Origin of the sequence: Caulobacter sp. CCH9-E1, assembly GCF_001556515.1 — a bacterium.
GTDB lineage: Bacteria > Pseudomonadota > Alphaproteobacteria > Caulobacterales > Caulobacteraceae > Caulobacter.
Genome location: NZ_LSJA01000075.1, coordinates 19,897 through 45,384, shown reverse-complemented (window position 1 = coordinate 45,384; position 25,488 = coordinate 19,897). Strand labels below are relative to the sequence as shown.

Below are 25,488 nucleotides of genomic sequence, written 5' to 3'. Positions count from 1 at the left end.
CCGGTTAACAGCCGGCTGCTCTACCACTGAGCTACCGCGGAACAGGTCGCTCTCAGAAGAGGCCGCGTGATAGCCGCCTCCCCGCGGCGATGCAAGCGCCTTATTCCAAAAAAACAGCCCGGTACGAGACCGGGCTGTGGAAAGTCAGTGATGGTGGTGCGCCTTCCAAAGAAGACGCGCACAGGGTCGGGCGATCGTGGTTAATCAGGCCTTAATTCTTAACGCCGGGGCGAAAAGGTCGCAGGCGGCCCAGCCACTGCTTGGGCCTCACCCGCGCTTGGGAATGTCGAGGCCGCGCCGCACCGCCGGACGCGCCAAACCCTGCTCCAGCCAGCGGGGAACGTGTTTCAGGGCCGCGTAGTCGACCAGATCGCCCGCGCCGTAGAAGTCCACGAGGTTTCGCACCCAGCCCAGCGTGGCGATGTCGGCGATCGTGTAGTCGTCGCCCATGATCCACGAACGGTCGGCCAGGCGCCCCTCCAAGACGCCCAGAAGCCGCTTTGATTCGGCGGCGTAGCGGTCGCGCGGACGCTTGTCCTCGTAGTCCTTGCCCGCGAACTTGTGGAAGAAGCCCAGCTGGCCGAACATCGGCCCGATCGCGGCCATCTGGAAGAAGACCCATTGCAGGGTCTCGTAGCGCGCGGCCGGGTCGCTCGGCAGGAACTGGCCGCTCTTGTCGGCCAGATAGACCAGGATCGCGCCGGATTCGAACAGGGCCAGCGGCTTCCCGTCCGGACCGTTGGGATCGAGGATCGCCGGAATCTTGCCGTTCGGGTTCAGGGACAGATATTCCGGCTCCCACGTCTGGTTCTTGCCGATGTCGATCAGGTGCGGCTCGTACGGCAACCCCGTCTCCTCCAGCATGATCGAGACCTTCACGCCGTTGGGGGTCGGCAGCGAATACAGCTGGATCTGGTCGGGATGCTGGGCGGGCCAGCGGCGAGTGATCGGAAAGGCGGACAGATCCGACATGGCTTCAAGCCTCGTGTTCCGCTCCGGAGCGGAGCCGTCGGCATTTGGCGTCTCGTCCGACGTATTTCCAGCGCCAGCCTATACCCAAAACGCGAAGTTCGCGCTGGGAGTGCTTTCCTCGCCCAATGAACCCGGTTATCGGGAGCCCCCAGGGGGACAACAAGTAAATGGCGAATGCTGACGATCACTGGCCAGAGACGCTGAACCGCGTCGCCGCGATCCTGGATTTCAAGCTCACCGGCGAAAAGATCGGGGCCAACACCACGAAGCCCAGCTTCAAGATGTGCGCATTCGCCCCCTCCAACCTGTCCGCGCTTCCCGCGCTGGTGGCGACGGCGGTGCACGCCGGCCTGGAGGTCGACCGACTGATCTCCCTGCCCGGCCCGGGCGCGTTCGACGCCCAGGCGCGCAAGGTGCGCCAGGCGCTGGCCGACGCGCTGAACACCGAAGCGCCCGGCGGCGCGCGCTCGCCGTTCGTCACCGGCTACAAGACCGCCTATCGCGTGGAGTTGGCGCGGGTGATCTGGAAGGCCATCGCCGACGCGCCGGTCCGACGGCTGGAAGACCTGGCCCGCGCGCGTCTCGTCTAGCCCCGCGCCTACCAGGCGCCGGTATTGGGCATCGAGGCCCAGGGCTCGGCCGGCGGCAGGCTGCCGTCCTGCAGCAGTTCGACCGAGATGCCGTCCGGCGAGCGCACGAACGCCATGTGGCCGTCGCGCGGGGGACGGTTTATCGTCACGCCCATGTCCATCAGGCGCTGGCAGGTCTCGTAGATGTCGTCGACGCGATAGGCCAGGTGACCGAAGTTGCGCCCGCCCAGATATTCCTCGTCGTCCCAGTTGTAGGTCAGCTCGACCAGCGGCGCCTTGCGCTCCTTGGCCAGCTCGACGTCTTCCGGGGCGGCCAGGAAGACGAGCGTGAAGCGGCCCTTGTCGTTCTCCATCCTGGACACTTCCTGAAGGCCCAGGCCCTCGCAATAGAACCGCAGCGAAGCGTCCAGATCGCGAACGCGGACCATGGTGTGCAGATAGCGCAAGGCGGAACTCCTCTGGAAAACGTCGTCGATATAGTCTCCCCGCCGGGCGCGGCGAAGCCCTAAACCGGCTCGCGCTCGCGGGTCTGGCGGCGCCACAAGGCCGCGTACTCGCCGCCGGCCTCCAGCAGCGCCTCGTGGCGGCCGCGCTCGACCACCCTGCCCCGCCGTAACACCACGATCTCGTCGGCGTCGGCGATGGTCGAGAGACGGTGGGCCACGACCAGGGTGGTGCGCCCCGCCCGCGCCTTGCGCAGCGTCGCCTGGATGGCCGCCTCGGTGCGACTGTCGAGCGCGCTGGTCGCCTCGTCCAGGATCAGCACGCGCGGATCGGCCAGCAGGGCGCGGGCGATGCCGACCCGTTGGCGCTCGCCGCCAGAAAGCTTCAAGCCGCGCTCGCCGACCTTGGTGGCCATGCCGTCCGGCAGATTGCGGATGAACTCGCCAAGCTCCGCCGCCTCCGCCGCCGCCCAGACCTCGGCCTCGGTGGCCTGGGGCCGGGCGAAGGCGATGTTGGCGGCCAGGGTGTCGTTGAACAGCGCCACGTCCTGCGGCACCAGCGCCACCGCGCGACGCAGCGAAGCCTGGGTCAGGGCGCGCAGATCGTGGCCGTCCAGCGTGATCCGCCCCGCCTGAGGATCGATCATCCGCAACGCCAGCCGCACCAGCGTCGTCTTGCCCGCGCCCGAGGGGCCGACGATGGCGACCGTCGTTCCCGGCGCGATGTTCAGGGTCACGTCCGCCAGACCCTCGGACCGCGCGCCGTGGCGGAAGGAGACCGTCTCGAACGCCACCGCCCCGCCTCGGTGGTCGACACTGGGCGGCAGGTCGATGGCGTCCGGCGCATCGGCCACGTCGGCGCTCTGACGGCGCAGGTCCATCATCGCCTCCATGTCGATCAGAGACTGGCGGATCTCGCGATAGGCGAAGCCCAGGATGTTCAGCGGGGCGTAGAGGTTGATCAGGATCAGGATGGCGGCCGTCACGTCGCCGGGGCCGATGCGGCCGGCCGCGGCCTCGGCGCCCGCCAGCACCGCCATGCCGCCCAGGCCGACGCTCATCACGGCCGCCTGCACCATGTTCAGCAGGTTCAGCGAGTTGGTCGCCTTGATCTGCGCCTCGCCATAGCGATCCAGCGCGCCGCCATAACCCGCCACCGCCCGCGCCTCGGCGCCGAACGACTTGACGGTCTCATAGTTCAGCAAGGCGTCGACCGCCCGGCCGGCGGCTTCGGCGTCGGCCTCGTTCAGGGCCCGGCGATGGCCGATGCGCCAGTCCGAGATCGCGAAGGTCAGGTAGCCATAGACGGCCACGGTGCCCAGCGCGATGGCCGCGAACCGCCAGTCATAGGCCTTGGCCAGCACGACCGCCGCCATGACCAGTTCGACGCCCGTGGGCGCCAGGTTGAAGGCCAGGCTGCGCAGCAGGAAGTCCATCGACCGCGCGCCGCGATCGATCACCCGCGACAGCGAGCCGGTCCGCTTGGATTGGTGGAAGTCGATCGACAGCGACAGGGCGTGCGAGAAGGTCTCGACCGCCGCCCGGTTCTGGGCGGCCTGGGCGACGGGCGTGAAGATCGTGTCGCGGGCCTGAGGCGCGGCGGCCGAGACGAACCGCACGAACGCCCAGCCCAGGGCCAGGCCGGCAAAGGCCCAGGTCACGGCGACCGCCGCGCTCTGGCCGGCCGACAGCTGATTGACCGCCTTGCCCAGCATCAGCGGCGCCAGCACGCCCAGCGCCTTGCCCGTCAGCGTCAGGATCAGCGCGACCGTCACTCGCCAGCGCAGTCCTGGCGCGCCGGAGCGGACGACCAGGCGCGCCAAATCGCCCATGGCGCTCCAGAAGCGCACGGGCTGATCAGCCTTGGCGATCGCGCCGGGAACGGCCGCGCGTCCGGCGGAGGGCGGGCCGCCCATGCCCCTCATCGCGGACCGCCGATCAGCATGGTGGTCTGGACGCCGCCGCCGGGCGTCATCCAATCGACTCGCCAGCCTTGCGGCGTACGCTCCGCGCGCACCGGCCCGGTCACCAGCGGCTGAGGCGGAGAGGTGACGACCGACACCGCGGTTTCCCCGCCGTCGCCCGCGACCTGGATGTCGTGGCCGCCCGGCGCCAGGGAGGCCGTCAGCGAGATAAAGAACCGTCCGTCTTCGTCGGCCCGCCCTCCGCCGCGCGTGACGCGATCGACCCGAACGTTGAGGCCGGCGTCCGGCGCGGCGACGCCGGACACCACCGCCCCGCCCTCGCGATCAACGTCGATCGTCAGGATGCGGGGCGACGATGAGCCGGGAGCCAGGCGCTTGGCCCCGGCGCCCGCGCGCAGCAGCGCCACGTCGCCGCCGTCCGCCACCATCACATAGCCCTCGGCCTGCACGGTGCGTCCGGCGCGGGTCGTCGACAGGCCAAAGAGGCGCACGCCCTCGACATTGGGAACGGTGAGCTTCCAGCGTCCTTCGCGATCGGTCCGCCCGGCAAAGGTCTCGCCGGCGGGCGAGCGCAGGCGAACGTCGGCTTCCGGCGCGCCGTGGCCCGACAGAGCCAGGGCGCCGCTCACGCGCTGGACGGTCTCGACGACGGGCGGGCCGACATAGCCGGCCTCGGCGCTGTCATCGGCCTTGGGCGCATCCGCGGGCTTGGGCGCGCTGGGCGAGCAGGCGGCGAGCAGCGCCGCGGCCAATCCCCCCGCGACGATCGGCGGCTTGCAACCCAAGAAGCGAATCCTGATCATGCGCCCTCAAATAGGAACGGTTCGAAGGCGCGCGAGCCCGTGCGCCTTTCGTCTTTTGTGTGGAGTGGACGACGATGCCCAACGAGTCTAGCCGTCTGGGCTCGGTCTGCGTCTATTGCGGATCGTCCAACACCGTCGAGCCCAGCTACCTGACCGATGCTCATCAGATCGGCGAGAGCTTCGCCAAGGCCGGCCTGAAGCTGGTCTATGGCGGCGGCGGCGTCGGCCTGATGGGTGCTACCGCGCGCGGGGCGCATTCAGCGGGCGGCGCTGTCCTTGGCGTCATCCCAAGTTTCCTGCGCGGTCGCGAACAGCCCTTCGACGACGTAGAGACCGTAGTTGTCGAGACGATGCACGAACGCAAGATGATGATGTTCGAACGCTCGGACGCCTTCGTCGTGCTCCCCGGCGGCATCGGCACGCTGGAAGAGATCGTCGAACTGCTGTCTTGGCGCCGTTTAGACCTTCACCAGAAGCCGATCGTGTTCCATAACCCCGCCGGCTTCTGGGATCCGTTCTTCACCCTGATCCGACACACGGTCGATCTGGGCCTGACCCCGCCCAGCCTGCTGAACGCCTGGCGCGCGGTCGAGAAGGCCGAGGACGTAACCCCCGCCCTGCTGACCTGGAACCAGGAAATCGACGTGGCTGGCGCGCCGGCTACGCTTCGCCAGTTGACTTAGTTTCTAAAAAAGACGCACTATGTCCTTGAGCCGACGGTCAACATGGACCGCGTGTGCTCGTGCGCCGGAACTCCCATCCGGCGCGGGGATAGGAGACTAAAGGAATGCGTACCGCTGTTCACGCGGGCCTGATGGCCTGCGCTCTTGTCGCTGGCCTGTCGGCCGGAACCGCCTTCGCCGCCGATAGCGAAGGCGCCTGGCTCAAGCTGAAGACGCCGCCCACCACCGCTCAGTTCATCCAGGACGGTTCGGTCTGGCGCTGCAAGGACGACATGTGCTCGACCACCAAGGTCCGGGCCCTGCCTGTCGCCCGCGCCTGCCGCAAGCTGGCCGGTCAACTGGGCGAGCTGACCGCCTTCAACTATCGCGGCGAACCGCTCGAGGACGCCGCCCTCGCCGAGTGCAACGCGGCGGCCAAGCCCAAGGGCTAAGCTGAAAAAAGGCCTCCGCCGGAAACGACGGAGGCCTTCTTGTTCGAGGGCGTGGGACCCTGAAGCCACTGGCAAGCTTACTTTCGTTCCGACTTGGCGGACGACTTGGCGGGCTTCGGATAGGACCGGCCTCCCACCAGCATGCCGCCCATCAGGGCGAACGAGAACATGGCGTGGTTCATCTTCGATACGGTCATGGCGGCGTCTCCCAGATTGACCTTTAGGACCAGGAGACGCGCGCGGCTTACAGGGGCGGTCCCCTCCTAGTCGTCAGCGCGTCGAGGTGAAGTTTGCGCCCTTAGCGTGCGTCGGCAACGCGACAAAGCGCGCAGGCGAGCTCGTCCGTCTGTCGCCTAAACACCCGCGTCACAAAGGAAAATTTATCAGTCCACGCACAACCAGGGGCGATCTCCGGCCTTGGCGGGGCGCCCTCGGCTCAAGCGGAGCAAGGGGCGCTGGCGTTCCGCCTGATCCGCCTCCCCCCATCCAGCCCCCCGACCGCCTGTCGCCGGCGCCCCATGCGACGGAAGCACGCCCAGCCATGAAGAAGGCCGCCCGCGTCGGCGTGACGCAGGCGGCCTCTCCATTCTGGCCTATTGCTCCGTACGCCGAACGGCGTTCGTCAGGCCGCCGCGTCGAACGACAGCGACTCGTAGCGCTTCAGATGGTGGTCGACCGAGCCGAACAGGCCCTCGATCATCGTGGCCCGCTTGAAGTAGTGGCCGATGGCCAGCTCGTCGGTCATGCCCATGCCGCCGTGGATCTGGATGGCGTTCTGGCCCACGAACTTGCAGGCGCGCCCGATGCGGACCTTCATCGCCGACACGGCCTTGGCGCGCTCGGCGGCGTCCTCATCGAGCTTGATGGTGGCCATGTAGGTCATCGACACCGATTGCTCGACCTCGATGAACATGTCGACCATCCGGTGCTGCAGCACCTGGAAGTTGGCGATGGCCGTGCCGAACTGCTTGCGTTGCTTGGCGTAGTCCAGCGTGCCCTCGTGCAGCTTGCGCAGCACGCCCACGGCCTCGGCGCCGACGGCGGCGGTGGCCTCGTCGATCACCTTGTCGACCAAAGCCAGGCCATCCTCGGCGATCAGGGCGTCGGCCGGGACCGAGACGTTCTCGAAATAGACTTCCGAGGCGCGGTTGCCGTCGACGGTCGGGTAGTCGCGGGTGACGATGCCCGGCAGACTCTTGTCGACCAGGAACACGCCGACGCCGCCGGCGTCGCGCTGGGCGCCGCCGGTGCGGGCGGTGACGATCAGGTGGGTGGCGAACGGCGCGCCGATCACCACGGCCTTGTGGCCGTTCAGGACCCAGCCCGCGCCGTCCTTCTTGGCGGTCGTCTTCAGGTCGCGCCAGGTGTAGCGGGCCTGGGGCTCGCCATAGGCGAAGGCGATGGTGGTGGTCCCGCCGATGATCCCCTCGATCACCGAGGCCGCGCTGGCGTAACCCGAGTGCTTCAGGAAGCCGCCGCCGATCACCACGGTGCCGAGGTAGGGCTCGATGACGAGCGCCTTACCGAACTCCTCCATGACAATCATGTTGTCGACGCCGCCGCCGCCCAGACCGCCCAGCTCTTCCGAGAACGGCGCGCCCAGGATGCCCAGCTCCTCGGCGAACGCCTTCCAGTAGTCGGCCCGCCAGCCGCTGTCGGAGCTGACGATCTTGCGGCGGGTGTCGAAGTCGTACTTGTCCTGCAGGAAGCTCGCGACCGTGTCGCGGAGCATCGACTGTTCTTCGGTGAAGTTGAAATCCATCCCTGGGTTTCCTCTATTATTCTATGACCAGCTCCCCTCCCCCTTGCGGGGAGGGGCCGGGGGTGGGGGTGTCGGCGCCAATGAGCGCCAGTATTCTTTCGACCGCCGAGTACGGGTCGTTGATGGCCTGCGAATTGGAAACCCGGATCACCCGGTACCCACGCGCCTTGAGCCAGGCTTGGCGTTCGGCGTCGCGGGCAGCCACGTCATCCAGGTCGTGAACCGCGCCATCCACTTCGACGATCAGCCGATGATGATGGCAGACAAAGTCCACGATGTAGGGTCCGAACGGCGCCTGGCGACGGAAGTGAGACCCCGGGATCTCGATCTGTCGCAGCGCCTTCCAGAACAGCTTCTCCGCCAGGGTCGGCTCGCGACGCATCCGCTTGGCCGAGCGATCGGCTCGGTCGGAATGGTGCAGAGCTCCTGGCGTCCGTGCTGACACCCCCACCCCCATCCCCTCCCCGCAAGGGGGAGGGGTGCTTTGCTTATATCAGAGCCCCAGCACCATCTTGGCGATGATGTTGCGCTGGATCTCGTTGGAGCCGCCGTAGATCGACGTCTTGCGGACGTTGAAATAGGTCGGGGCGGCGCGGTGGGCGAAGTCGGGGCCGATCGGGTGGGCGTTGTCGCCGTCGGTCGGGAAGCCGCGGAAGTACGGCGCGCCGTAGTGGCCGGCCGCCTCCAGCACGAGCTCGGTGATCCGCTGCTGGATCTCGGTGCCCTTGATCTTCAGCAGGCTGGATTCCGGACCAGGACCCTTGCCGGCGGCTTCGCCCGCCAGGGTGCGCAGTTCGGTGTATTCCAGCGCCGTCAGGTCGATCTCCAGTTCGGCCACCTTGCGCTTGAACATCGGGTCCTTGATCAGGGCCGAGCCGTCATCGCCGAGCTCGGTCGAGGCCATCTGGCGGATGCGCTCGATACCGCGCTTGGAGCGGGCGACGCCGGCGATGCCGGAGCGCTCGTGGGCCAGCAGGAACTTGGCGCAGGTCCAGCCCTTGTTCTCTTCGTAGATGCGGTTCTCGACCGGCACCTTGACGTTCTCGAACCAGACCTCGTTGACCTCGTGCTCGCCGCCCAGGGTGATGATCGGGCGGACGGTCACGCCCGGCGACTTCATGTCGATCAGCAGGAACGAGATGCCCTCCTGGATCTTGGCGTTCGGGTCGGTGCGGACCAGGCAGAAGATCCAGTCGCCGTGCTGGGCCAGGGTGGTCCAGGTCTTCTGGCCGTTGACCAGATAGTATTCCTTGCCGTCGTCGCCGGTGAAGCGTTCGGCCTTGGTCTTGAGGCTGGCGAGGTCGGAGCCGGCGCCCGGCTCGGAATAGCCTTGGCTCCACCAGATGTCGCCCGACAGGGTCGGCGGCAGGAAGCGCTCTTTCTGCTCGGGCGTGCCGAAGGTGTAGATCACCGGGCCGACCATGTTGATGCCGAACGGCAGGATCGGCACGCAGTCGGCGCGAGCGGTCTCTTCCGACCAGATGTAGCGCTGAACGGAGGTCCAGCCCGGACCGCCATATTGGGTCGGCCACGCCGGGGCCACCCAGCCCTTGTTGGCCAAAATGCGATGCCAGGCCAGGAAATCTTCCTTGGCCATTTCCTCGCCCTCCTCCTGCTTGTCGCGCAAGCTCGCCGGATAGTTCTCGGCGATGAAGGCGCGGACCTCATCGCGGAAGGCGAGGTCCTCGGGCGAGAAGTCGAGATTCATGGCCAGCTCCCGTTCCAATCGGCCTCTCTAGGGGAGGCCGTTATTGCGTTTCGAGCGCCACGATATCGGTCGAACGACCGTTTGGAAAGATGACGTTAGCGTCAACGGAAGCAAACGTGATCCGCGTTCAGTTGAGCTGACGCCGAACCGCCTACCGAACCTCGCAGGCCAGCTTGACGAGCGCCAGGGCCGAGGCGCCGCCGACACCTTCCTCATCGAGGGTATCGAGCGCCAGAAGCGGCCGCTTGTCGAGGATTTCCAGAAGGCGGGCGTGGCCCTTCGCCGGGCTGACATGCGCGGCGAGGCAATGGTCGATCGCCGTCGGCTCGACCGAACGCAGAATGGCGGCGGCGGCGCAGGCGGCGTAGCCATCCAGCAGCACCGGGACCTTCTGAACGCGGGCGGCCAGGATCGCGCCGAGCACGGCGGCCGTCTCTCGCCCGCCCAGCTGGCGCAGGATGTCCAGCGGGTCGTCAGTCATGCCCTCGGCCTTGGCGCGGGCGACGGCGGCGGCGACCGGCTCGGGATCGTCCGACCAGTCCGAGGCCTCGCCGCCAAACAACGCCAGGCATAGGGCCGCGGCGGTGCGGGCCGGCTCGGCGACGATGACGCCTGGGATCAGCAGGTCGGGCTGCTTGGCCAAGGCTTCCATGCCGAAGGCCATGGTGGCGGCGGCTTCCTTCTCGCTCATCGAGGCCTTCTCGACGGAGTCCGGCGACGGGCGGTCGATGGCGAGGTCGAAGGCTTCGAGGCCCGCCCCTTGGACGCCCGCCAACCGCGAGACGGTGGCGCCGCCCGAGGCGATGGCCTCCAGCCGATCGCGGGCGTAGCCGCGCGGCCCGACGCCTTGTCGCGCGCCGGCGTACAGCGCCACGACCGGCCGGTTCACCGCCGGCGGGCTCTTGCCGCTCCACGCGGTGAGCCAGGCCGAGATCTCGGCCAGCCGCCCGCCCTGTTCCAGCGTCGGAGACGGTCCCGGCGCGGGCGGCGAGACAGCGAGTTGGCGGATGTCGGCGAAGGGGGAAGCGGTCATGGGCGCGGACTTAAACCCGTCCGCGCCCAAAGCAAGCCCCGATGACCTCAAGATCGACGCGCCTTGCGCGCCATCAAGGGAATGGAGATGTTTGTCGCCATGACAATGACGCCTCCAGCCAAACCGCCCCGCCCGATCGCCACGCCCTGTGTCAAGGTGTGCGCGGTGGACGGCGCCAGCGGCTATTGCCTGGGTTGTCGCCGCACCCTGGCGGAGATCGCCGGCTGGGCGCGGTTCAGCGACGAGGAACGGGCGACGATCACCGCCACCCTCACCGATCGGCCGGACCCGATGATCGCCCTGATGGCGGCGACCACGGGGCGATAGGCGCTATTTTCCGCCCGCGATAAAGGCGGCGCAGGCGCCGTCGCGCTGAGCCAGCAGCTTGGCCTTCTTTTCGCCGTCCGCGGCGTTGGCCTCCTTCAAGGCGGCCTGCATCTTGTTGATGGCCGAGGTGCGGACCGCGAGATCACGGGCCGCGCCCTCGTCGCGCAGGAAGGCGTCCAGAGTTGTGGTGTCGAGCTTGCCGAGGTTTTCGGAGGCCGCCAGCCCCCGGCACCGCGCCGCTTCCAGATAGTTCAGGTTCGACACTCCGGCCTGGGCGACGCCGGCAAAGGCCGCGAAGGCGGCGGCTGTGACAATAAGCGCTTTCATGGTGCGTTCCCTCGATGAGCCGTTTACTAGCCCATTGGTGGAATAGACCCGCCCCAAATTCGGATGAAGTTAAATCGAATACATTAATATAGATCGCAAAATCCAGGATATATTACGATCGCGTAATCTTATCGCCGATAATAGACCTGTCGTATCGCGCGTATGGGATTGATGGATTCCGGCGCGAAAAACGCCCGCCCGATTCACGCCTTGAAAACGCCTGGCTCCTAATGATTGAACGGGGCCGAGAAGCGGTCTTGGGAGCCTATAAGGCGGGATGTCTTCGATGTTTAGGTTTGCGGCGATCGCTCTGGTGGGCGCCCTGTCGGCCGTGGGCGCGGCCAAGGCCGTCGTGTCGCTGGACGATCTGCGCCATCCCGAGCTCCGCGCGCCGTCGGCCGCCGCCGCCACCTTGGGCGACGCCGAAGGCGGCTCCGCCCAGATCGCCAAGGACAGCGACGGCCACTTCTGGGCCAAGGCCGCCGTTGACGGTCACGACGTCCGCTTCCTGGTCGACACTGGCGCCACCGCCGTCTCGCTCAGCATGGCAGACGCCCAGCGCCTGGGCATCGACACCAGCAAGCTGACCTACGACTACAACGTCATCACCGCCGACGGCCGCACCCGCGCCGCCTCGGTCAAGCTGGCCAGCGTCGCCATCGCCGGCGCCAGGGTCCGCGACGTCGACGCCCTGGTCATCGAGAAGGGCCTTGAGAATTCGCTGCTGGGCATGAGCTATCTGGGCCGCCTATCGCGGTTCGAGGCCACCCCCGAAGCGCTGATCCTGCACCCCTGAGCCTCAGGCGACAGGCGCTGTCCGCTCCTCGCGCGAGGCCAGCGCCGCGCGCACCGCGTCCAGCGCGCGGTCGACCACGTCGAGACCCGCGCCCGGCTTGACGCCCTCGACCGTCAGGATGCGCCGCCACGCCCGCGCGCCCGGCAGGCCGTGGAACAGCCCCAGCATGTGCCGGGTCATCGCCGCCAGATGCGTTCCGGCCGCCAGCTCCCGCGCCAGATAAGGCCGATAGCGCTCGACCGCCTCGAAACTGTCGACATCGGCGACATCCAGGCCGAACACGCGGCGGTCCACCTCGCCCAACAGGCCCGCCTCGTGATAGGCCGCGCGGCCCAGCATCACCCCATCGACGCCGTTGGCCAGATGCTCCAGCGCCGCGTCGACGCTGGGCACGCCGCCGTTGATGGCGATGGTCAGGCTCGGCCGCTCGCGCTTGAGCCGATAGACGAGCTCATAGTCCAGCGGCGGGATGTCCCGGTTCTCCTTGGGCGACAGGCCTTGCAGCCAGGCCTTGCGGGCGTGGACGATGAAATTGTCGATCCCGGCGGCCGCGCAACGGTCGACAAGCGTGAAGAGGCTCTCTTCCGGGTCCTGGTCGTCGACGCCGATCCGGCACTTCACCGTGGCCGGGACCTTCACCGCGTCCTTGATCGCGGCCATGCATTCGGCCACGAGGTCGGGCTCGCGCATCAGGCAGGCGCCGAAGCGGCCGCTCTGCACGCGGTCCGAAGGGCAGCCGACGTTCAGATTGATCTCGTCATAGCCCCAGTCCTCGCCGATCCGCGCGGCCTGGGCCAGCTCGGCGGGGTCCGAACCGCCCAGCTGCAGCGCCACCGGATGCTGGCCGGCGTCGAAGCCCAGCAGCTTCTCGCGATCGCCGTGCGCCACCGCGCCGCTCGTGACCATCTCGCTGTACAGCAGCGCGCGGCTGGACAGCACGCGGTGCAGCGACCGGCAGTGGCGGTCGGTCCAGTCCATCATGGGCGCAACAGAAAATCTATGGGGTTCAAATCGCGTCATTTTTATCGTATATTCAATGCGTTAGGAGATACCGAAAACCGAAGAACGTACGCGAGTGTACGCAGGTTTTCTCTATGTTCCGACATTCCACTGTACACATGGCGTACACGAAAATGGCGACCTTTGTGAATTTGCCCTCCGGCGCCTGGCGAGCCATCGTCCGTCGGAAGGGGCGCTATATAAGCGAGACGTTCAAGCTACGCGAGGACGCGCGGCGATGGGCCACGGCACAGGAGAGCGCGATCGACAACGGTGCGGCGCCGAAGAAGACGTATGTGACCACGAAGACGTCCCTCGCCCATCTTATCGACCTACACATCGACGATCTCGCCGCAGCCAAAAAGCCCATCGGCCGTACAAAGCTTGAGGCGCTGCTCCATCTGCGCCGGACGATTGGCGAAACGCGTTTTGCCAAGATCGACCGGCAGTTCATCATCGATTTTGGACGCGAGCGCGCCAAGGGCGGGACCGGCCCGGTCACGATCGGCATGTATGTCGGCTGGATCAAGCTGGTCTTCGCCCACGCCTCGGCCGTCCACGAGATCGAGACCAAGATCGAGCCGATCGAAAAGGGCCGATTGGCGCTGAAGCATCTGGGCCTGATTGGCAAAAGCCAGGAACGCGATCGCCGCCCAACCCAGGAAGAGCTCGATCGGCTGTTCAAGTCGTTCGATGAGAACCTCTGGCAGCGCAACCCGATGACGCGGATCATCCAGTTCGCGATCGCCACGGCCATGCGTCAGGACGAGATCTGCCGGATCACCTGGAGCGATCTCGACCTGCGGGCCAAGACCATCATCATCCGCGACCGCAAGGACCCGCGCGACAAGTACGGCAACGATCAGCGTGTGCCGCTCGTCAACATCAATGGCTATGATGCTCTAGGTTTGATCGAGGAGCAGCGGGCGATCCGTAGCAATTTCGACGATCGGATCTTCCCCTACACGGCGACAGCGATCAGCGCGGCGTTCACGCGCACGGCCGCCAAGCTGCAGATCGATGACCTGCATTTCCACGACACGCGCCATGAAGCCACGAGCCGCTTCTTCGAGGCAGGCCTGAAGATCGAGCAGGTCGCCCTGATCACCGGTCACAAGGATTGGAAAATGCTGCGCCGCTACACGCACATCAAAGCCAAGTCCGTCCATGCGGCAGTCGCCCAGCTTCAGACGTGGACGGATCCGGACGACTAACCGACAGGGGTCGGACGCGGTCGCAGTTCGTCGGCTGCATCGGCCGCCTCGAGGAGCACGCGCGCCAGGTCTCGTAGAGCATCGGGCGTTGCCGATAGGTTGGCGATCTTCCTATGCGGTTTCTTGTCGGGCGCCTGGGTAATCAGCTCGGCGAGCAACTCGACCTGACCCAGAAGGACCGGGCGTGCGGTCAGAAACAGCGTTCGCAAGCCCTGCCTGTTATCCTCGCTGGCGATCGATACCCCGCCGGCGCCCGGGATGCCGACATCGGTATCGACGCCAAGATCGAAGACCACATGGTCGACTTGGGCCTGCGTTTCCTGAAGTTGGCCAATGGCCCAGGCGTTGAGATGAGGATCGCTGCCGGTCATCCGCGAACTCTACTCCATTGCCGCCAGTGATACATCCAACCCGTTGGACGTCGCGGAAATGCGGCAATTTGGCATGGCCCCGAACCCGCCCGCGCCACTGGAGAACGCCGGAAGAAACACCATCTAAGCTTCTGGATTAAAGGAGCTTTCGAACGGATGGCAGGCGGCTGGACCCATGACGGGGGCGTTCTCGATCAGATCGAAGATACGGTAACCGACGGCGTCCTCAACGCGCGTGCTCGGCTACCCGCTGGAGAAAGCTTCTTTTTCTGTGTCGAGTGCGGCGAGGACATTCCCGAAGCTCGCCGACGCGCCCTACCCGGCTGCCGGACCTGCATCGAGTGCCAGGCTGGGCGCGACAAGCAAGTGGTGTTCAGCAGCATCAATCGCCGCGGCAGCAAAGACAGCCAGCTGCGCTGATCCCCATCAGACTGGGGACTCGTGCGCCCCGCTTCGCGGCGGCGCGGTCCCCATGGGCTCGGGACTGACTCGCCGCCATTCCTTTGAGCAGCGACGATACCTGGAGCCCGGCCCGAAGCCTCGTGCTTCGGGCCACCCTCTGCGACCTCACGTCGACTCGCCTTTCACATCAGGATGTTCTATATTCGTTCCCATGAACCACGCTCATCCCGTCACCGCTGAACCGCTGACTGCCGTGGAAATCGACGGCTTAGTCGGCGCACCCGGATACCTGGAAACCCTCCCCGCTGTCCGGCATGTGGAAGCCGGCCGCGATGGCGGCTTGGTCATCTGGCTTGACCGCACGATCGACGCCGCGCCGGCGCTCGATGAGGCCCGTCCTGATCGCCCGCACGAGGTCGAGCTGCATGGCCAGGGCGCACCCTGCCAAGCGCTTGTCGACCATCCGCGCGCCCAGCACGTGGAGATGTTCTTCGATGGTCTGGGCGATCCAGAGCACGCCCCGCGCGGATGGTGGCACGCGCGCGTGTGGTTGAAGGCAGCCTAGAGACGTTCGGTACGTCGGCTTGCAGTTTGATGGCTGACCGCTAGCGTCGGCTGAACGGCCGCCTGGAGACCTCTTGAATGTGCAATCTCTACGCCCTGATGAAGGCGCGCGCTGAAGTGGCGGCGCTGGCGCGGGCGATGACCGACCTCAATAACAACCAGCCGCCTATGCCGGGCATCTATCCTGACTACGCCGCGCCGATCATCACCCAAGGCGAAGACGGTCAGCGGATCATGCGCGACGCGAGGTGGGGCATGCCGTCATCAAAGGAAGCGCTGTTCGACGCGGCCACGCTGCGGGCCGACAAATTGCGCGCCAAGGGCACGGAGTTCGACTTCGCCGAGTTGCTGAAGATGGAGCCCGACAAGGGGACCACCAACATCCGCTACGCGATCAGCAAGAAGACGGGCAAAACCAACCGGCACTGGGCGCCGTGGCTAGGCGCCGGCAGTCGCTGCCTCGTGCCGTTCACCTCCTTCGCCGAGCCCGATCAGGACCACAAGAAAGACCGCAAGAACGTCTGGTTCGCGCTGGACGAAGGCCGCCCCCTGGCCTTCTTCGCCGGCATCTGGACGCCCCACGCCTGCGTGCGGATGATCAGCAAGGGCTGGGAAGAGATTGTGGCCTACGGCTTCCTCACGACGGATTCCGCCGAGCCGGTGAAGACCTATCACTCCAAGGCCATGCCGGTGATCCTCACCGAACCGGAGGAGTGGGACCTCTGGATGAGCGACGCGCCCTGGGACGAGGTCAAGTCGCTCCAGCGTCCGCTTCCGGACCGTCTGAAGATCGTCGCCTTTGGCGGCAAGAGCGACGAGGTTGTCCCCGCCTAGCCCTCGTCGTCCGGCGGGGTCCAAGACCAAGGGCCGTCGTAGAGATGCGGGAAGACAGCCACCTCCTTGGACCTGCATCCTTCTTCGCCGCTGCAGGATAGCCGCGCGGCGATATCCGCGATCTTAATGTGCGTCCGCTCGCCAAATTTCTCGACAAGATCCTCGGGAGTCCATTCCAGGCACCGAGGGCAGTCCTTGCAGCAGATCGCGAGAGAATAGCCCTTGGTGAGGTAGGTGCGCACCGTATCGCTTCCCACCTGACCGAGATGGAAGCGCCGAATGAGCTGTTCCGGCGGTCGCTTCAGCGTCGAAGGCGGGCGCTCTGACATGTCGGCGGTCTGTTCCTCGTGATCGACATCATCGGCGTCGTTCGATCCCGTAAGGAGCGATCGCGCGCCCCTGGCGTTCGGATCATGAGGTAATCCATGTCCGATCCGTTCGCACCCCCACCGCCCCATCCGGAACCTGGTGCTCCACCGCTGGAGATCCCGCCGGACGGCCCGCCGCCTGAGCTCGACGAGCCGATCGTCCCGTTCAACGAGCCAGGACCACCTTTGTCTCCAGACGACGACCGCCCCTACGATCCGCCGCCACGCGTGCAGTAGGCTTAGCCCGCGCGACGCAACTCCGTCGGCTTGGGATCGGCAGGCAACTGCGGAAAGAGCCAGATCAGCTCTGGATGCCGGTCGACCAAGTGCGCGAAAGGCTTGCGGATTCTCGGCGTTAGCGCCGGGTTCTTAACGCACATCGCTACGACTAGAGCGGCCGTCGTGCGCAGGGTCGGGTTGCGCAAACTGGCCCGCTGATCTTCCAGGCGCTTACGATAGCGCGAGCCGTGGTCTGTTGGCGGTAGTTCGGCCATCGCCCGATCGATGTCGCGCAGGGTCTCGGCAATCGCTTCGGCTAGGCCGATCTCCAGGGCCAGGCTCAGAAATTCACCCTCGATACGCGACACGTCTGGCACTCCCCGACTGGCCCCACGATGGACCACCCGAGCGGCCCTTCGCGCTGCGACGCGGCGTCGCAAGACCCGTGGTTTCACCCGATCTCAGCCGCCCGCTCAAGGAGAAAGTTCGCGTTTCGTTCACAGGGTGTTAGCTTGCTGGGGACATGGACTCGCCGCCTCGCAAAATCATCCATATCGACATGGACGCCTTCTATGCGTCGGTCGAACAGCGCGATGATCCCAGCCTTAAGGGCAAGCCCCTCGCCGTTGGCCACGGGGCACGGCGCGGGGTGGTCGCGGCCGCCAGCTATGAGGCCCGACGGTTCGGTGTGCGATCGGCCATGCCGTCAACCACGGCCCTACGCAAATGCCCGCAGCTCGTCTTCGTGCCGCCTCGGTTCGAGGTCTACAAATCTGTTTCGCGCCAGATCCACGAGATCTTCGCTGACTTCACCGACCTGATCGAACCGCTGTCGCTGGACGAGGCCTATCTCGACGTCACCGCCGACAAGGCCGGCGTCGGCAGCGCCACCGAGACCGCGCGGCAGATCCGGGCGCGCATCCTGGCCGAGACGGGCCTCACCGCCTCGGCGGGCATCTCCTACAACAAGTTCTTGGCCAAGATGGCTAGCGACCAGAACAAGCCCAACGGCCAGTTCCTGGTCGCGCCTGGCCGGGGCCAAGCCTTCGTGGCTACCTTGCCGATCGGCCGTTTCTACGGCGTAGGCGAAGTCACCGAGCGCAAGATGAAGGCGCTGGACATCGAGACCGGCGAGGACCTCTACAATCAGACCCTGGACTTCCTTGTTCACCACTTCCGCAACAGCGGAGCATGGTTCTACGGGATCGCCCGCGGTGTCGACGAGCGCCCGGTCAATCCCGATCGCGAGCGCAAGTCCTCAGGCTCGGAGACGACCTTCGAGACCGACCTCACCGATCCCGATCTCATTGAGACCGAGATCGCCGCCTTGGCCGACAAGGTGTTCGGCTGGTGCGAAAAGACCCAGGCGTTTGGGCGCACAGCGACGGTGAAGATCAAGTATGCCGACTTCGAGCAGGCCACGCGGCGGCGCTCTTTGCCCAACGTCATCGCTGACGCGACGACCCTGAAAGGCGTGGCCCAGGATCTGGTGCGATCAGTGTACCCTTTGCGCGCGGGCGTGCGATTGTTGGGCGTGACCGTGTCGAGCTTCGCTCCGGCCCCGATCGAGGCCCAGGCCACCCTACCCGTCTAGCCTCGGACCGTAGGCGTTCGTCATCGTGGCGCTATAAACCTCCCAATGACGCAGCCGCCGAACCCCGAATTGGAACCGATCGACTACTGGCGGGCCGTATCTCGCCGCGGCGTCCTGGCGCTTGGTTTCTGCGTGCGACGCGAAGTCGAGGGCCCCGTGCTGGTCGCTGAACTGACCGGGCCGCTGGACGGTTGGACGCGCCGCGCGGCGCTCGCCGCGATTGCGGTGCATCAGGATGTCACCGCAACGCGTGACCTGCCCTTGATCGCCGCGCACGCCGTATTGATCATGGCCTTGGAGCGGAGCGCAGCCGTCACCGCCCTGGCCGCCTACCAGGACCTTCTTGCCGGTGCGCTATGGCGCGCCATCGAGGCGGACCCGGCGCGCCAGATCGAGGCCTTGAGCCAGGGCGAGCCGTCCTAGCCAGCACTCAGGAGAGACCGCTTGGACATGACTGAGGACCAAGTCGGATCGCAAATCGCAATCCCGACGATGAAGTCGCTCTACATCGAAATGTTCCGGGGCGAGCTGAAGCTGGCGTCCGGCACCGGCTTCCTGGCGGCAAACGACCGGCAGTCGCACTGCGCTTTCATCACCAACCGGCACAACGTCACCGGGCGCGACCAGGATTCTGGACAGTGCCTGCACAGCCAGGGCGCCGAGCCGGACGCCATCGTCATCCATTTCCATAAGGCCGGCCATGTCGGGGAATGGGTTGAAATCCGCCTGCCGTTGTTTCGGGACGACGGCACGCCGTATTGGATCGAGCACCCTCGTCTCGGCGCAGCGGCCGATCTGGTGGCGCTGAACCTTAGTTGGGGCGGCGACGTCAGCAAATACGCGTACTACATGGACCTAGATCTGGATCGGGCGGGGATTTACGTCGGCCCCGCAGACACCGTCAGCGTCATCGGTTTTCCCTTCGGACAGTCGTCGTTCGGCCGGTTTCCAATTTGGGCGACCGGTTTTCTGGCTCAGGAGCTGGAGCTGATTACGCCGGACAACCCGGTGTTCCTTGTCGACTGTCGCGCGCGGAGAGGCCAATCGGGTTCGGCGGTGATCTCCTATCGCACCGGAACCTACCGCACGCGCCGAGCGGACGGCGCTTTGTCATCGGTCATGAGCGGCGCGTCTGTCTGGGAATTCCTGGGCATCTATTCAGGCCGCCTCAACCCGGAATCCGACCTCGGCAGGGTTTGGCATGTCACCGCGGTCAGGGACGTCCTGGATGCGGCCCACCAGGACCAAGTACGACGCGAGGCGGCCGCCGCGCTCGCAGCCCCATCCAAAGACGCTCCAGCCTCCGTCTAGCGCATCGTCCAGGGGCGGATCGCCAGGACGGCCAGCGTGAAGAGGCCGATGAAGAGGCCAGGCAAGAACCACGGCTCGGTCTTGCCCTCGATCATCTGAACCAAGCTGGTGAGCACAACCGTCGGCATCACCGCCCCGACCAGACAGACTGCCCAGCCCTCCCACTCGTAAAACCTTGGGCGCTGTCGGGGCTCGTCATCATCATCCATCAGCCACCTCCGACCACGACCCTAACGCGCATGGCCAGGCTTGGCGACCGCAGGCGGCGCCGCTTCTGGCCACGCTTACGTCAGCTTCGGTCGTCCCCGAAAAATTTCGATTCCGCTCAAACCCTTGTGGCGATTGGACCTTGGGCCGGGCGCGCGCCTGCGCCGCACCGATGGCCCCGTTGACTCCGAAACGGCAACAAGAACAAAGCTAGAACGAATTCGTTCTCTTGCCATGATCTCATCCTCATCCCCCGCCGCGCTCGACGCGCTCCGTCGCAAGGTTCGCGCCCTGGAAGCCCAGGATCGCGTCACCCGCGCGGTGTTGCCGTTCGGCGTCCAACCCTTGGACGCGCGCCTGCCCGGCGGCGGCCTGGCGCTCGGGGCGCTGCACGAAGTGGTTGGCGGCGCCGAGGAAGCGCTCTACGGCGCGACGGCGGCCAAGTTCGCCGCCGGCATCCTGGCCCGAGCGCAGGGCGAGGTTCTCTGGTGCCGGCGGCAAGCGGACCTCTTCGCCCCCTCCCTGGCCCAGGCCGGCCTGCCGCCACAGCGGGTGATCTTCGCCGACGCCGGCGACGAGGCCGGCGTGCTGGCCGCCATGGAGGAAGGTCTGCGCTGGCCGGGCTTGGCCGGGGTGATCGGCGAGGTCGGCAAGCTCTCGATGACCGCCTCGCGGCGCCTGCAGCTGGCGGCCGAGAAGAGCGGCCAGATCGCCATCGCGGTCCGAAGGTGGCGACGGATCGCCGACGCGGCCGACCTCGGCCAGCCGACAGCGGCCGAGACGCGGTGGCGGGTCTCGCCCCTGCCCTCCTCGCCACTTCCGCCTTCCGTTCCTGGCGTGGGTCGTCCCCGCTGGTTTCTCGAACTCCTCCGCTGCAAGGCCGGCGACGCCTTCGACATCGAGCTAGAAGCCTGTGACGCAAAGGGTCATCTCCGTCTTCCTGCCCCGCTGGCCCACCGACCGGCTGGCCCGTTTGCAGGGCAAGAGCGCGCCATCGCCTGACACGCCGATCGTTATGGTCGGACGGGTCGGTCGCCGGCGCGCGGTCGCGCACATGAACCTTGCCGCCGCCAAGACCGGCCTTCGGTTTGGCCAGGCCGTCGCCCACGCCACGGCCCTGGTCCCCGGCCTCGTGCTCCATGATCTCGACGTCGAGGGCGACAACGCCGCCCTCCAGCGCTTGGCGCTCTGGGCCCAGCGGCTCTACTCGCCGACAGTGGCGGCTGATCCGCCCGACGGCCTAGTCATCGACGCCACAGGCTGCGCGCATCTCTTCGGTGGGGAAGAGAAGATGCTGATCGACCTGCGCCGGCGCCTCGCCAAGGCCGGCTACGCCGCCACGGTCGCGATCGCCGACAGCTGGGGCGGCGCCCACGCGCTGGCCCGTTATTCCCGGCGCTCGGTGTTCGTCGTGCCGCCCGGCGGCCTGGGCGTGCAGCTCAAGGACCTGCCGGTCGCAGCGCTGCGCCTGCAGCCGGAGACCGTCCAGGCCCTGGCTAAGCCGGGCTTCGACACCATTGGCGAGTTGGAGGCCACGGCCAAGGGTCCGTTGGCCCATCGCTTCGGGATGGAGCCGATCCGCCGGCTCGACCAGGCCCATGCCCGTGAGCGCGAGCCGATCGAGCCGGTCTTCGCGCCCGAGACCCCACGCGCGGCCAAGATCTTCGCCGAACCGATCGGTGCGCCCGAGACCATGGCCCGCTACTTGACCGAGCTGACCGTCGAACTCTGCGCCACGCTTGAAGCTCTAACGCTCGGGGCCAAGACGATCGATGCCTGGTTCTACCGGGTCGACAACCGCGTCGAGAGCGCCCGCATCGGCCTCTCCGCCCCGGCACGCGACGCTCGTCGGCTGGCCAAGTTGCTTTGCGAAAAGCTGGAGAAGGTCGATCCGGGCTTCGGCGTCGACAAGATGGTCCTGGCCGCGTCTAACGCTGAGCCGCTGGCCTACAGCCAAGACGATGTGCTGGGCGGCAAACGCACCGCCGATCTGTCGGGCTTGATCGACACGCTGCGGGTGCGCCTCGGCGCGGAGGCGGTCTACCGCCTGGCCAGCACCGAGAGCGACTTGCCTGAACGAAGCGTGCGCAAGGCGCCCGCCGGCGAGACGCCGGCCGCCTTCTCCTGGCCCGTCGACTGGCCTCGGCCGACCCGGTTCTTTCCCCGTCCCGAGCCGATCGAGACGGTGGCCCTACTCCCCGACCAACCGCCGGCGTCGTTCACCTGGCGCGGCGTGCGTCGGCGGGTCCGCCGCGCCGACGGCCCCGAGCGGGTGTTCGGCGAGTGGTGGAAGGCGGACGCCGAGCTGGCCCGCTCCAGAGACTACTTCCAGGTCGAGGACGACGGCGGCGAGCGCTACTGGATCTATCGCGACGGCGACGGCGAGGACGCCGCCACCGGCAGCCAGCGCTGGTTCATGGCCGGGGTGTTCGGATGAACTCACCCGGACAAGCACCTGAAGATCTTGGCGAATATGTCGAGCTCCAATGCGCCTCGCACTTTTCGCTGCTACGCGGGGCGTCGTCCCCGGGCGAGCTGTTCGACGAGGCCGCTCGGCTAGGCTACCGGGCGCTGGCCATTTGCGATCGCAACAGCCTGGCTGGCCTGGTGCGCGCCCACATCGCCGCCAAGGAAACCGGGGTTCGGCTGATCGTCGGCTGCGAGTTGGTCCTGCGCGACCGCATGACGATCGTGGTCTTGCCCACAGACCGCCCCGCCTACAGCCGCCTTTCGCGGATGCTGTCCTTGGGGAAGACCCGCGCAGGCAAGGGCGGCTGCGACCTTGATCTCACCGATCTCGCCGCCCACGCCGAGGGGCTGATCGCGATCCTCGTGCCCGAGGACGCCGACGAGACCACCGCCCAGCAGCTCCACAAGCTCGCGTACATTTTCGGCCCGGACGCCCATGTCGCCCTGACCTTGCGCCGGCGTCCTGGCGACGCGCTGCGGCTCTATGAGCTTGAACAGATGGCCCTGGCGGCCGGCGTCACCCCGGTGGTCACCAACCGGGTGCTGTTCCATGAGAAGGAACGGCGACTGCTGCAGGACGTCGTCACCTGCATCCGCGAAGGGACCACGATCGACGACGTCGGCTTCAAGCGCGACCGGCACGCCGACCGCTACCTGAAAACCCCGGCCGAAATCCTGCGCCTCTTCCCACGCCACCGCGCCGCCGTCGCCGCGTCGGTAGCGATCGCGCAGCGCTGCCGGTTCTCGCTGTCCGAGCTCAGCTACCAGTATCCGCGTGAAGTGGTCGCCGACGGTGAGACCGCCCAGCAGACTCTGGAGCGCCTGACGTGGGAAGGCGCGGCCCACCGTTTTCCCGACGGCCTGACGCCGGAGGTCCGCCGGATCCTTCAGCATGAGCTGCAGCTTATCGGGCAGCTGGGCTATGCGCCCTACTTCCTGACCGTCAATTCGATCGTCCGCTATTCCAAGAGCCAGGACATCCTCTGCCAGGGCCGCGGCTCGGCCGCCAATTCGGCGGTCTGCTACGTGCTGGGCATCACCAGCATCGACCCCGAGCGCAACGACCTGCTGTTCGAGCGCTTCGTCAGCGCCGAGCGCGACGAGCCGCCGGACATCGATGTCGATTTCGAGCACGCCCGACGCGAGACGGTGATGCAATGGATCTTCGAAACCTATGGCCGCCATCGCTCGGCGATCGTCGCGGTCGTCCAGCGCTTTCGGCCGCGCGGCGCGGTGCGTGACGTCGGCAAGGTCCTGGGCCTGCCCGAGGACATGACCAAGGGGCTCTCCAGCCAGATCTGGAGCTTTTCCCGCGAGGACATCGAAGAAAAGCACGCCCGCGACATGGGCCTCGATCTTTCCGACCGGCGCCTCCGCCTGACCCTGGAGCTGGCCCAGGTGCTGCTCAACACCCCGCGCCATTTTGGCCAGCACCCTGGCGGCTTCGTCCTGACCCATGACCGCCTGGACGAGCTCGTCCCGATCGAGCCGGCGCGAATGAAGGATCGCCAGATCATCGAGTGGGACAAGGACGACATCGACGAGCTGAAGTTCATGAAGGTCGATGTGCTGGGCCTGGGGATGATGACCTGCCTCAAGCGCGGCCTGGACCTACTCAAGGACGCCAAGGGGATCGCGCTCGATCTTGCGACCATTCCGCCCGAGGATCCGCGCACCTACGCGATGATCCGCAGGGCCGACACCCTGGGCGTTTTCCAGATCGAGAGCCGCGCGCAGATGGCCATGCTGCCACGCCTCAAGCCCCGCTCGTTCTACGACCTGGTCATCGAGGTGGCGATCGTGCGTCCCGGCCCGATCCAGGGCGACATGGTCCATCCCTATCTGCGCCGCCGCGAAGGCAAGGAGCCTGTGACCTTCCCCAAGCCCGAGCTGGAAAAGGTGCTGGGCAAGACCTTGGGCGTGCCGCTCTTCCAGGAGCAGGCTATGCGGGTGGCCATCGAGTGCGCCGGCTTCACGCCCGGCGAGGCCGACCAGCTGCGCCGGGCGATGGCCACCTTCAAGTTCACCGGCGGGGTCAGCCACTTCAAGGACAAGCTGGTCGGCGGCATGGTCGAGCGCGGCTATCCGCTGGAATTTGCCGAACAGACCTTCACCCAGCTGGAGGGCTTCGGGTCCTACGGCTTTCCCGAAAGCCATGCCGCTAGTTTTGCGCTCCTGGCCTACGCCTCGTCCTGGCTCAAATGCCACCACCCCGATGTCTTCTGCGCGGCCCTTCTCAACAGCCAGCCGATGGGCTTTTACCAACCGGCCCAGATCGTCAGGGACGCTATCGAGCACGGCGTCGAAGTGCGACCGATCTGCATCAATGCCTCGCGCTGGGACTGCATCCTGGAGGAGACCTCGGACGGGTCGCTGGCCGTGCGTCTGGGTCTGCGGATGGTGCGCAAGCTGTCCGAACTCGACGCCGCACGCCTCGTTATGGCCCGCGCGGAAGAGCCCTATGGATCGATCGACGAGGTCTGGCGTCGCGCGCAGATCGGCCCTGGCGCCCTCTCGCGCCTGGCCGAAGCCGACGCTTTTCGGCCAAGCCTTGGCCTTGCCCGACGCGAAGCGGGTTGGAAGATCAAAGGCCTGCGTGATGTCGCCCTGCCCCTGTTTGATCAGGCCAAGGCGCCGGAGCTGAATGAGCCAGCCCCGGCGCTGAAGGCCATGACCGAGGGGCGCGAGATCGTCGAGGACTATGGCCACGTGGGCCTGAGCTTACGCCGCCATCCCTTGGCGCTGCTACGCGAAGAACTTGCCGCCCAGGGCTACCGCCCCTGCCAGGCCGCCGCCAGCGGTCGCGATCGCCAGTTCATCAAGACGGCAGGCCTGGTGCTGGTGCGCCAGATGCCGGGCACCGCCAAGGGCGTGATGTTCATGACCCTCGAGGATGAGAGTGGCGTTTCCAACCTCGTGATCTGGAAGACGCTCTACGAAAAGCAGCGCCGAGTGGCCCTTTCGGCCCATCTGCTCGGCGTCGAGGGCTACATCCAGCGCGAAGGCGATGTCGTCCACCTGGTCGCCTACAAGCTCCATGACCTCGGCGCGGTCCTGTCGCACCTGCAGGATCGCGGCGCCGACGCCGGCGATCTTTCCTGGGCCCGCCGCAGCCGCAATTTCTGTTGAGGCGCGC

Annotated in this window: 30 protein-coding genes; 14 read left to right on the top strand and 16 right to left on the bottom strand. The window is 66.7% G+C overall.

What is annotated here, in order from left to right; translation table 11 throughout:
* Positions 1-267 precede the first annotated feature (267 nt).
* Positions 268-972: a glutathione S-transferase N-terminal domain-containing protein gene (locus AX690_RS04240; RefSeq protein WP_066683952.1), complete on the bottom strand. Its 705-nt coding sequence runs from the start codon at positions 970-972 to the stop codon at positions 268-270.
* Positions 973-1,139: 167 nt separating this feature from the next.
* Between AX690_RS04240 and AX690_RS04235 the strand changes: the two genes are divergently transcribed.
* Positions 1,140-1,562 carry a hypothetical protein gene (locus AX690_RS04235; RefSeq protein WP_066683946.1) on the top strand — a complete coding sequence of 141 codons (423 nt, stop codon included), beginning with the start codon at positions 1,140-1,142 and terminating at the stop codon, positions 1,560-1,562.
* An 8-nt stretch (positions 1,563-1,570) separates the two neighbouring features.
* Here AX690_RS04235 and AX690_RS04230 read toward each other — a convergent pair whose 3' ends face one another.
* From AX690_RS04230 to AX690_RS04220, 3 genes are read right to left on the bottom strand one after another with little or no spacing between them, the layout of a single operon-like run.
* Positions 1,571-2,008, bottom strand: a complete 438-nt coding sequence (locus tag AX690_RS04230) for a VOC family protein (protein ID WP_066683945.1) — start codon at positions 2,006-2,008, stop codon at positions 1,571-1,573.
* A gap of 59 nt (positions 2,009-2,067) precedes the next feature.
* Complete coding sequence (locus AX690_RS04225; protein ID WP_082769495.1) at positions 2,068-3,996, bottom strand: ABC transporter ATP-binding protein/permease; 1,929 nt, start codon at positions 3,994-3,996, stop codon at positions 2,068-2,070.
* A complete protein-coding gene (locus AX690_RS04220; RefSeq protein ID WP_066683941.1) occupies positions 3,927-4,733 on the bottom strand; it encodes a hypothetical protein in 807 nt (268 codons plus the stop codon). Before AX690_RS04220 ends, AX690_RS04225 begins: the two co-directional genes overlap by 70 nt.
* Positions 4,734-4,807: 74 nt before the next feature.
* On the opposite strand from AX690_RS04220, the gene AX690_RS04215 reads away from it, so the two are divergent.
* Together AX690_RS04215 and AX690_RS04210 are read left to right on the top strand one after the other, a co-directional pair.
* Complete coding sequence (locus tag AX690_RS04215) at positions 4,808-5,416, top strand: TIGR00730 family Rossman fold protein (protein WP_066683940.1); 609 nt, start codon at positions 4,808-4,810, stop codon at positions 5,414-5,416.
* A 104-nt stretch (positions 5,417-5,520) separates the two neighbouring features.
* The gene (locus tag AX690_RS04210) at positions 5,521-5,847 is read left to right on the top strand and encodes a hypothetical protein (protein WP_066683939.1); all 327 of its coding nucleotides are present in this window, start codon (positions 5,521-5,523) and stop codon (positions 5,845-5,847) included.
* A 77-nt stretch (positions 5,848-5,924) separates the two neighbouring features.
* Here the strand turns inward: AX690_RS04210 and AX690_RS22695 are convergent, their stop codons facing one another.
* From AX690_RS22695 to AX690_RS04190, 5 genes are all read right to left on the bottom strand, one after another.
* Entirely contained in the window at positions 5,925-6,059 is a 135-nt protein-coding gene (locus AX690_RS22695) for a hypothetical protein (RefSeq protein WP_156449562.1), read from the bottom strand.
* Positions 6,060-6,469: 410 nt separating this feature from the next.
* Positions 6,470-7,609 (bottom strand): acyl-CoA dehydrogenase family protein, encoded by a 1,140-nt coding sequence (locus AX690_RS04205; protein ID WP_066683938.1) that lies wholly within the window; start codon positions 7,607-7,609, stop codon positions 6,470-6,472.
* A gap of 16 nt (positions 7,610-7,625) precedes the next feature.
* On the bottom strand, positions 7,626-8,066 hold the full coding sequence (locus AX690_RS04200; protein WP_082769494.1) for an endonuclease domain-containing protein: 441 nt from the start codon (positions 8,064-8,066) through the stop codon (positions 7,626-7,628).
* A gap of 36 nt (positions 8,067-8,102) precedes the next feature.
* The gene (locus AX690_RS04195; RefSeq protein WP_066683933.1) at positions 8,103-9,317 is read right to left on the bottom strand and encodes an acyl-CoA dehydrogenase family protein; all 1,215 of its coding nucleotides are present in this window, start codon (positions 9,315-9,317) and stop codon (positions 8,103-8,105) included.
* A gap of 151 nt (positions 9,318-9,468) precedes the next feature.
* Positions 9,469-10,350: a nicotinate-nucleotide--dimethylbenzimidazole phosphoribosyltransferase gene (locus AX690_RS04190; RefSeq protein WP_066683932.1), complete on the bottom strand. Its 882-nt coding sequence runs from the start codon at positions 10,348-10,350 to the stop codon at positions 9,469-9,471.
* A 105-nt stretch (positions 10,351-10,455) separates the two neighbouring features.
* On the opposite strand from AX690_RS04190, the gene AX690_RS04185 reads away from it, so the two are divergent.
* The gene (locus AX690_RS04185; RefSeq protein WP_066683956.1) at positions 10,456-10,677 is read left to right on the top strand and encodes a DUF1289 domain-containing protein; all 222 of its coding nucleotides are present in this window, start codon (positions 10,456-10,458) and stop codon (positions 10,675-10,677) included.
* A gap of 3 nt (positions 10,678-10,680) precedes the next feature.
* On the opposite strand, the gene AX690_RS04180 is transcribed toward AX690_RS04185, so the two are convergent.
* Complete coding sequence (locus AX690_RS04180; RefSeq protein ID WP_066683931.1) at positions 10,681-11,004, bottom strand: hypothetical protein; 324 nt, start codon at positions 11,002-11,004, stop codon at positions 10,681-10,683.
* 277 nt (positions 11,005-11,281) lie between these two features.
* Between AX690_RS04180 and AX690_RS04175 the strand changes: the two genes are divergently transcribed.
* Positions 11,282-11,800, top strand: coding sequence for a TIGR02281 family clan AA aspartic protease (locus AX690_RS04175; RefSeq protein WP_066683930.1), 519 nt, complete (start codon positions 11,282-11,284; stop codon positions 11,798-11,800).
* 3 nt (positions 11,801-11,803) lie between these two features.
* On the opposite strand, the gene dusA is transcribed toward AX690_RS04175, so the two are convergent.
* Positions 11,804-12,820 (bottom strand): tRNA dihydrouridine(20/20a) synthase DusA, encoded by a 1,017-nt coding sequence (gene dusA / locus AX690_RS04170; protein ID WP_066683929.1) that lies wholly within the window; start codon positions 12,818-12,820, stop codon positions 11,804-11,806.
* A gap of 275 nt (positions 12,821-13,095) precedes the next feature.
* Between dusA and AX690_RS04165 the strand changes: the two genes are divergently transcribed.
* Complete coding sequence (locus AX690_RS04165) at positions 13,096-14,013, top strand: site-specific integrase (RefSeq protein ID WP_231732115.1); 918 nt, start codon at positions 13,096-13,098, stop codon at positions 14,011-14,013.
* On the opposite strand, the gene AX690_RS04160 is transcribed toward AX690_RS04165, so the two are convergent.
* Positions 14,010-14,384: a hypothetical protein gene (locus AX690_RS04160; protein WP_062093638.1), complete on the bottom strand. Its 375-nt coding sequence runs from the start codon at positions 14,382-14,384 to the stop codon at positions 14,010-14,012. The genes AX690_RS04165 and AX690_RS04160 overlap by 4 nt on opposite strands.
* A gap of 156 nt (positions 14,385-14,540) precedes the next feature.
* On the opposite strand from AX690_RS04160, the gene AX690_RS04155 reads away from it, so the two are divergent.
* A complete protein-coding gene (locus AX690_RS04155) occupies positions 14,541-14,804 on the top strand; it encodes a DksA/TraR family C4-type zinc finger protein (protein ID WP_062093637.1) in 264 nt (87 codons plus the stop codon).
* Positions 14,805-15,054: 250 nt separating this feature from the next.
* Here AX690_RS04155 and AX690_RS04150 read toward each other — a convergent pair whose 3' ends face one another.
* A complete protein-coding gene (locus AX690_RS04150; protein WP_066683928.1) occupies positions 15,055-15,303 on the bottom strand; it encodes a hypothetical protein in 249 nt (82 codons plus the stop codon).
* A 125-nt stretch (positions 15,304-15,428) separates the two neighbouring features.
* Between AX690_RS04150 and AX690_RS04145 the strand changes: the two genes are divergently transcribed.
* Positions 15,429-16,184 (top strand): SOS response-associated peptidase, encoded by a 756-nt coding sequence (locus tag AX690_RS04145; protein WP_062093635.1) that lies wholly within the window; start codon positions 15,429-15,431, stop codon positions 16,182-16,184.
* Here AX690_RS04145 and AX690_RS04140 read toward each other — a convergent pair.
* Together AX690_RS04140 and AX690_RS04135 are read right to left on the bottom strand one after the other, a co-directional pair.
* On the bottom strand, positions 16,181-16,513 hold the full coding sequence (locus AX690_RS04140; RefSeq protein ID WP_062093634.1) for a hypothetical protein: 333 nt from the start codon (positions 16,511-16,513) through the stop codon (positions 16,181-16,183). The two genes, AX690_RS04145 and AX690_RS04140, sit on opposite strands and share 4 nt — an antisense overlap.
* Positions 16,514-16,791: 278 nt before the next feature.
* The gene (locus AX690_RS04135) at positions 16,792-17,139 is read right to left on the bottom strand and encodes a hypothetical protein (RefSeq protein ID WP_062093633.1); all 348 of its coding nucleotides are present in this window, start codon (positions 17,137-17,139) and stop codon (positions 16,792-16,794) included.
* A gap of 155 nt (positions 17,140-17,294) precedes the next feature.
* On the opposite strand from AX690_RS04135, the gene dinB reads away from it, so the two are divergent.
* Genes dinB through AX690_RS04120 form a run of 3 tightly spaced genes read left to right on the top strand, consistent with a single transcriptional unit; the run spans position 17,295 to position 19,676 of the window.
* Positions 17,295-18,365 carry a DNA polymerase IV gene (dinB, locus tag AX690_RS04130; protein ID WP_062093632.1) on the top strand — a complete coding sequence of 357 codons (1,071 nt, stop codon included), beginning with the start codon at positions 17,295-17,297 and terminating at the stop codon, positions 18,363-18,365.
* Between the two features lie 45 nt (positions 18,366-18,410).
* Positions 18,411-18,788: a hypothetical protein gene (locus tag AX690_RS04125; RefSeq protein ID WP_062093631.1), complete on the top strand. Its 378-nt coding sequence runs from the start codon at positions 18,411-18,413 to the stop codon at positions 18,786-18,788.
* 21 nt (positions 18,789-18,809) lie between these two features.
* Positions 18,810-19,676 carry a hypothetical protein gene (locus AX690_RS04120; RefSeq protein ID WP_197426776.1) on the top strand — a complete coding sequence of 289 codons (867 nt, stop codon included), beginning with the start codon at positions 18,810-18,812 and terminating at the stop codon, positions 19,674-19,676.
* Here the strand turns inward: AX690_RS04120 and AX690_RS04115 are convergent.
* Positions 19,673-19,885, bottom strand: a complete 213-nt coding sequence (locus AX690_RS04115; RefSeq protein ID WP_062093630.1) for a hypothetical protein — start codon at positions 19,883-19,885, stop codon at positions 19,673-19,675. The two genes, AX690_RS04120 and AX690_RS04115, sit on opposite strands and share 4 nt — an antisense overlap.
* A gap of 232 nt (positions 19,886-20,117) precedes the next feature.
* Here AX690_RS04115 and AX690_RS04110 point away from each other — a divergent pair, with 232 nt between their 5' ends.
* The 3 genes from AX690_RS04110 to AX690_RS04100 are packed head-to-tail and all read left to right on the top strand — an operon-like array spanning position 20,118 to position 25,481.
* Positions 20,118-20,885: an ImuA family protein gene (locus AX690_RS04110; protein ID WP_062093629.1), complete on the top strand. Its 768-nt coding sequence runs from the start codon at positions 20,118-20,120 to the stop codon at positions 20,883-20,885.
* Positions 20,797-22,320, top strand: a complete 1,524-nt coding sequence (locus tag AX690_RS04105) for a DNA polymerase Y family protein (protein ID WP_062093628.1) — start codon at positions 20,797-20,799, stop codon at positions 22,318-22,320. Before AX690_RS04110 ends, AX690_RS04105 begins: the two co-directional genes overlap by 89 nt.
* The gene (locus AX690_RS04100) at positions 22,317-25,481 is read left to right on the top strand and encodes an error-prone DNA polymerase (protein ID WP_062093627.1); all 3,165 of its coding nucleotides are present in this window, start codon (positions 22,317-22,319) and stop codon (positions 25,479-25,481) included. The genes AX690_RS04105 and AX690_RS04100 overlap by 4 nt, the downstream gene beginning before the upstream one ends.
* Positions 25,482-25,488: the final 7 nt, after the last annotated feature.

What these genes read in the sequence shown, in the direction of transcription:
- AX690_RS04240 (WP_066683952.1), bottom strand. Translation starts at nt 972, where the DNA reads ATGTCGGATCTGTCCGCCTTTCCGATCACTCGCCGCTGGCCCGCCCAG.
- AX690_RS04235 (WP_066683946.1), top strand. Translation starts at nt 1,140, where the DNA reads ATGGCGAATGCTGACGATCACTGGCCAGAGACGCTGAACCGCGTCGCC.
- AX690_RS04220 (WP_066683941.1), bottom strand. Translation starts at nt 4,733, where the DNA reads ATGATCAGGATTCGCTTCTTGGGTTGCAAGCCGCCGATCGTCGCGGGG.
- AX690_RS04215 (WP_066683940.1), top strand. Translation starts at nt 4,808, where the DNA reads ATGCCCAACGAGTCTAGCCGTCTGGGCTCGGTCTGCGTCTATTGCGGA.
- AX690_RS04210 (WP_066683939.1), top strand. Translation starts at nt 5,521, where the DNA reads ATGCGTACCGCTGTTCACGCGGGCCTGATGGCCTGCGCTCTTGTCGCT.
- AX690_RS04205 (WP_066683938.1), bottom strand. Translation starts at nt 7,609, where the DNA reads ATGGATTTCAACTTCACCGAAGAACAGTCGATGCTCCGCGACACGGTC.
- AX690_RS04200 (WP_082769494.1), bottom strand. Translation starts at nt 8,066, where the DNA reads ATGGGGGTGGGGGTGTCAGCACGGACGCCAGGAGCTCTGCACCATTCC.
- AX690_RS04195 (WP_066683933.1), bottom strand. Translation starts at nt 9,317, where the DNA reads ATGAATCTCGACTTCTCGCCCGAGGACCTCGCCTTCCGCGATGAGGTC.
- AX690_RS04190 (WP_066683932.1), bottom strand. Translation starts at nt 10,350, where the DNA reads ATGACCGCTTCCCCCTTCGCCGACATCCGCCAACTCGCTGTCTCGCCG.
- AX690_RS04185 (WP_066683956.1), top strand. Translation starts at nt 10,456, where the DNA reads ATGACGCCTCCAGCCAAACCGCCCCGCCCGATCGCCACGCCCTGTGTC.
- AX690_RS04180 (WP_066683931.1), bottom strand. Translation starts at nt 11,004, where the DNA reads ATGAAAGCGCTTATTGTCACAGCCGCCGCCTTCGCGGCCTTTGCCGGC.
- AX690_RS04175 (WP_066683930.1), top strand. Translation starts at nt 11,282, where the DNA reads ATGTCTTCGATGTTTAGGTTTGCGGCGATCGCTCTGGTGGGCGCCCTG.
- dusA (WP_066683929.1), bottom strand. Translation starts at nt 12,820, where the DNA reads ATGACGCGATTTGAACCCCATAGATTTTCTGTTGCGCCCATGATGGAC.
- AX690_RS04160 (WP_062093638.1), bottom strand. Translation starts at nt 14,384, where the DNA reads ATGACCGGCAGCGATCCTCATCTCAACGCCTGGGCCATTGGCCAACTT.
- AX690_RS04155 (WP_062093637.1), top strand. Translation starts at nt 14,541, where the DNA reads ATGGCAGGCGGCTGGACCCATGACGGGGGCGTTCTCGATCAGATCGAA.
- AX690_RS04145 (WP_062093635.1), top strand. Translation starts at nt 15,429, where the DNA reads ATGTGCAATCTCTACGCCCTGATGAAGGCGCGCGCTGAAGTGGCGGCG.
- AX690_RS04140 (WP_062093634.1), bottom strand. Translation starts at nt 16,513, where the DNA reads ATGTCAGAGCGCCCGCCTTCGACGCTGAAGCGACCGCCGGAACAGCTC.
- dinB (WP_062093632.1), top strand. Translation starts at nt 17,295, where the DNA reads ATGGACTCGCCGCCTCGCAAAATCATCCATATCGACATGGACGCCTTC.
- AX690_RS04125 (WP_062093631.1), top strand. Translation starts at nt 18,411, where the DNA reads ATGACGCAGCCGCCGAACCCCGAATTGGAACCGATCGACTACTGGCGG.
- AX690_RS04115 (WP_062093630.1), bottom strand. Translation starts at nt 19,885, where the DNA reads ATGGATGATGATGACGAGCCCCGACAGCGCCCAAGGTTTTACGAGTGG.
- AX690_RS04110 (WP_062093629.1), top strand. Translation starts at nt 20,118, where the DNA reads ATGATCTCATCCTCATCCCCCGCCGCGCTCGACGCGCTCCGTCGCAAG.
- AX690_RS04100 (WP_062093627.1), top strand. Translation starts at nt 22,317, where the DNA reads ATGAACTCACCCGGACAAGCACCTGAAGATCTTGGCGAATATGTCGAG.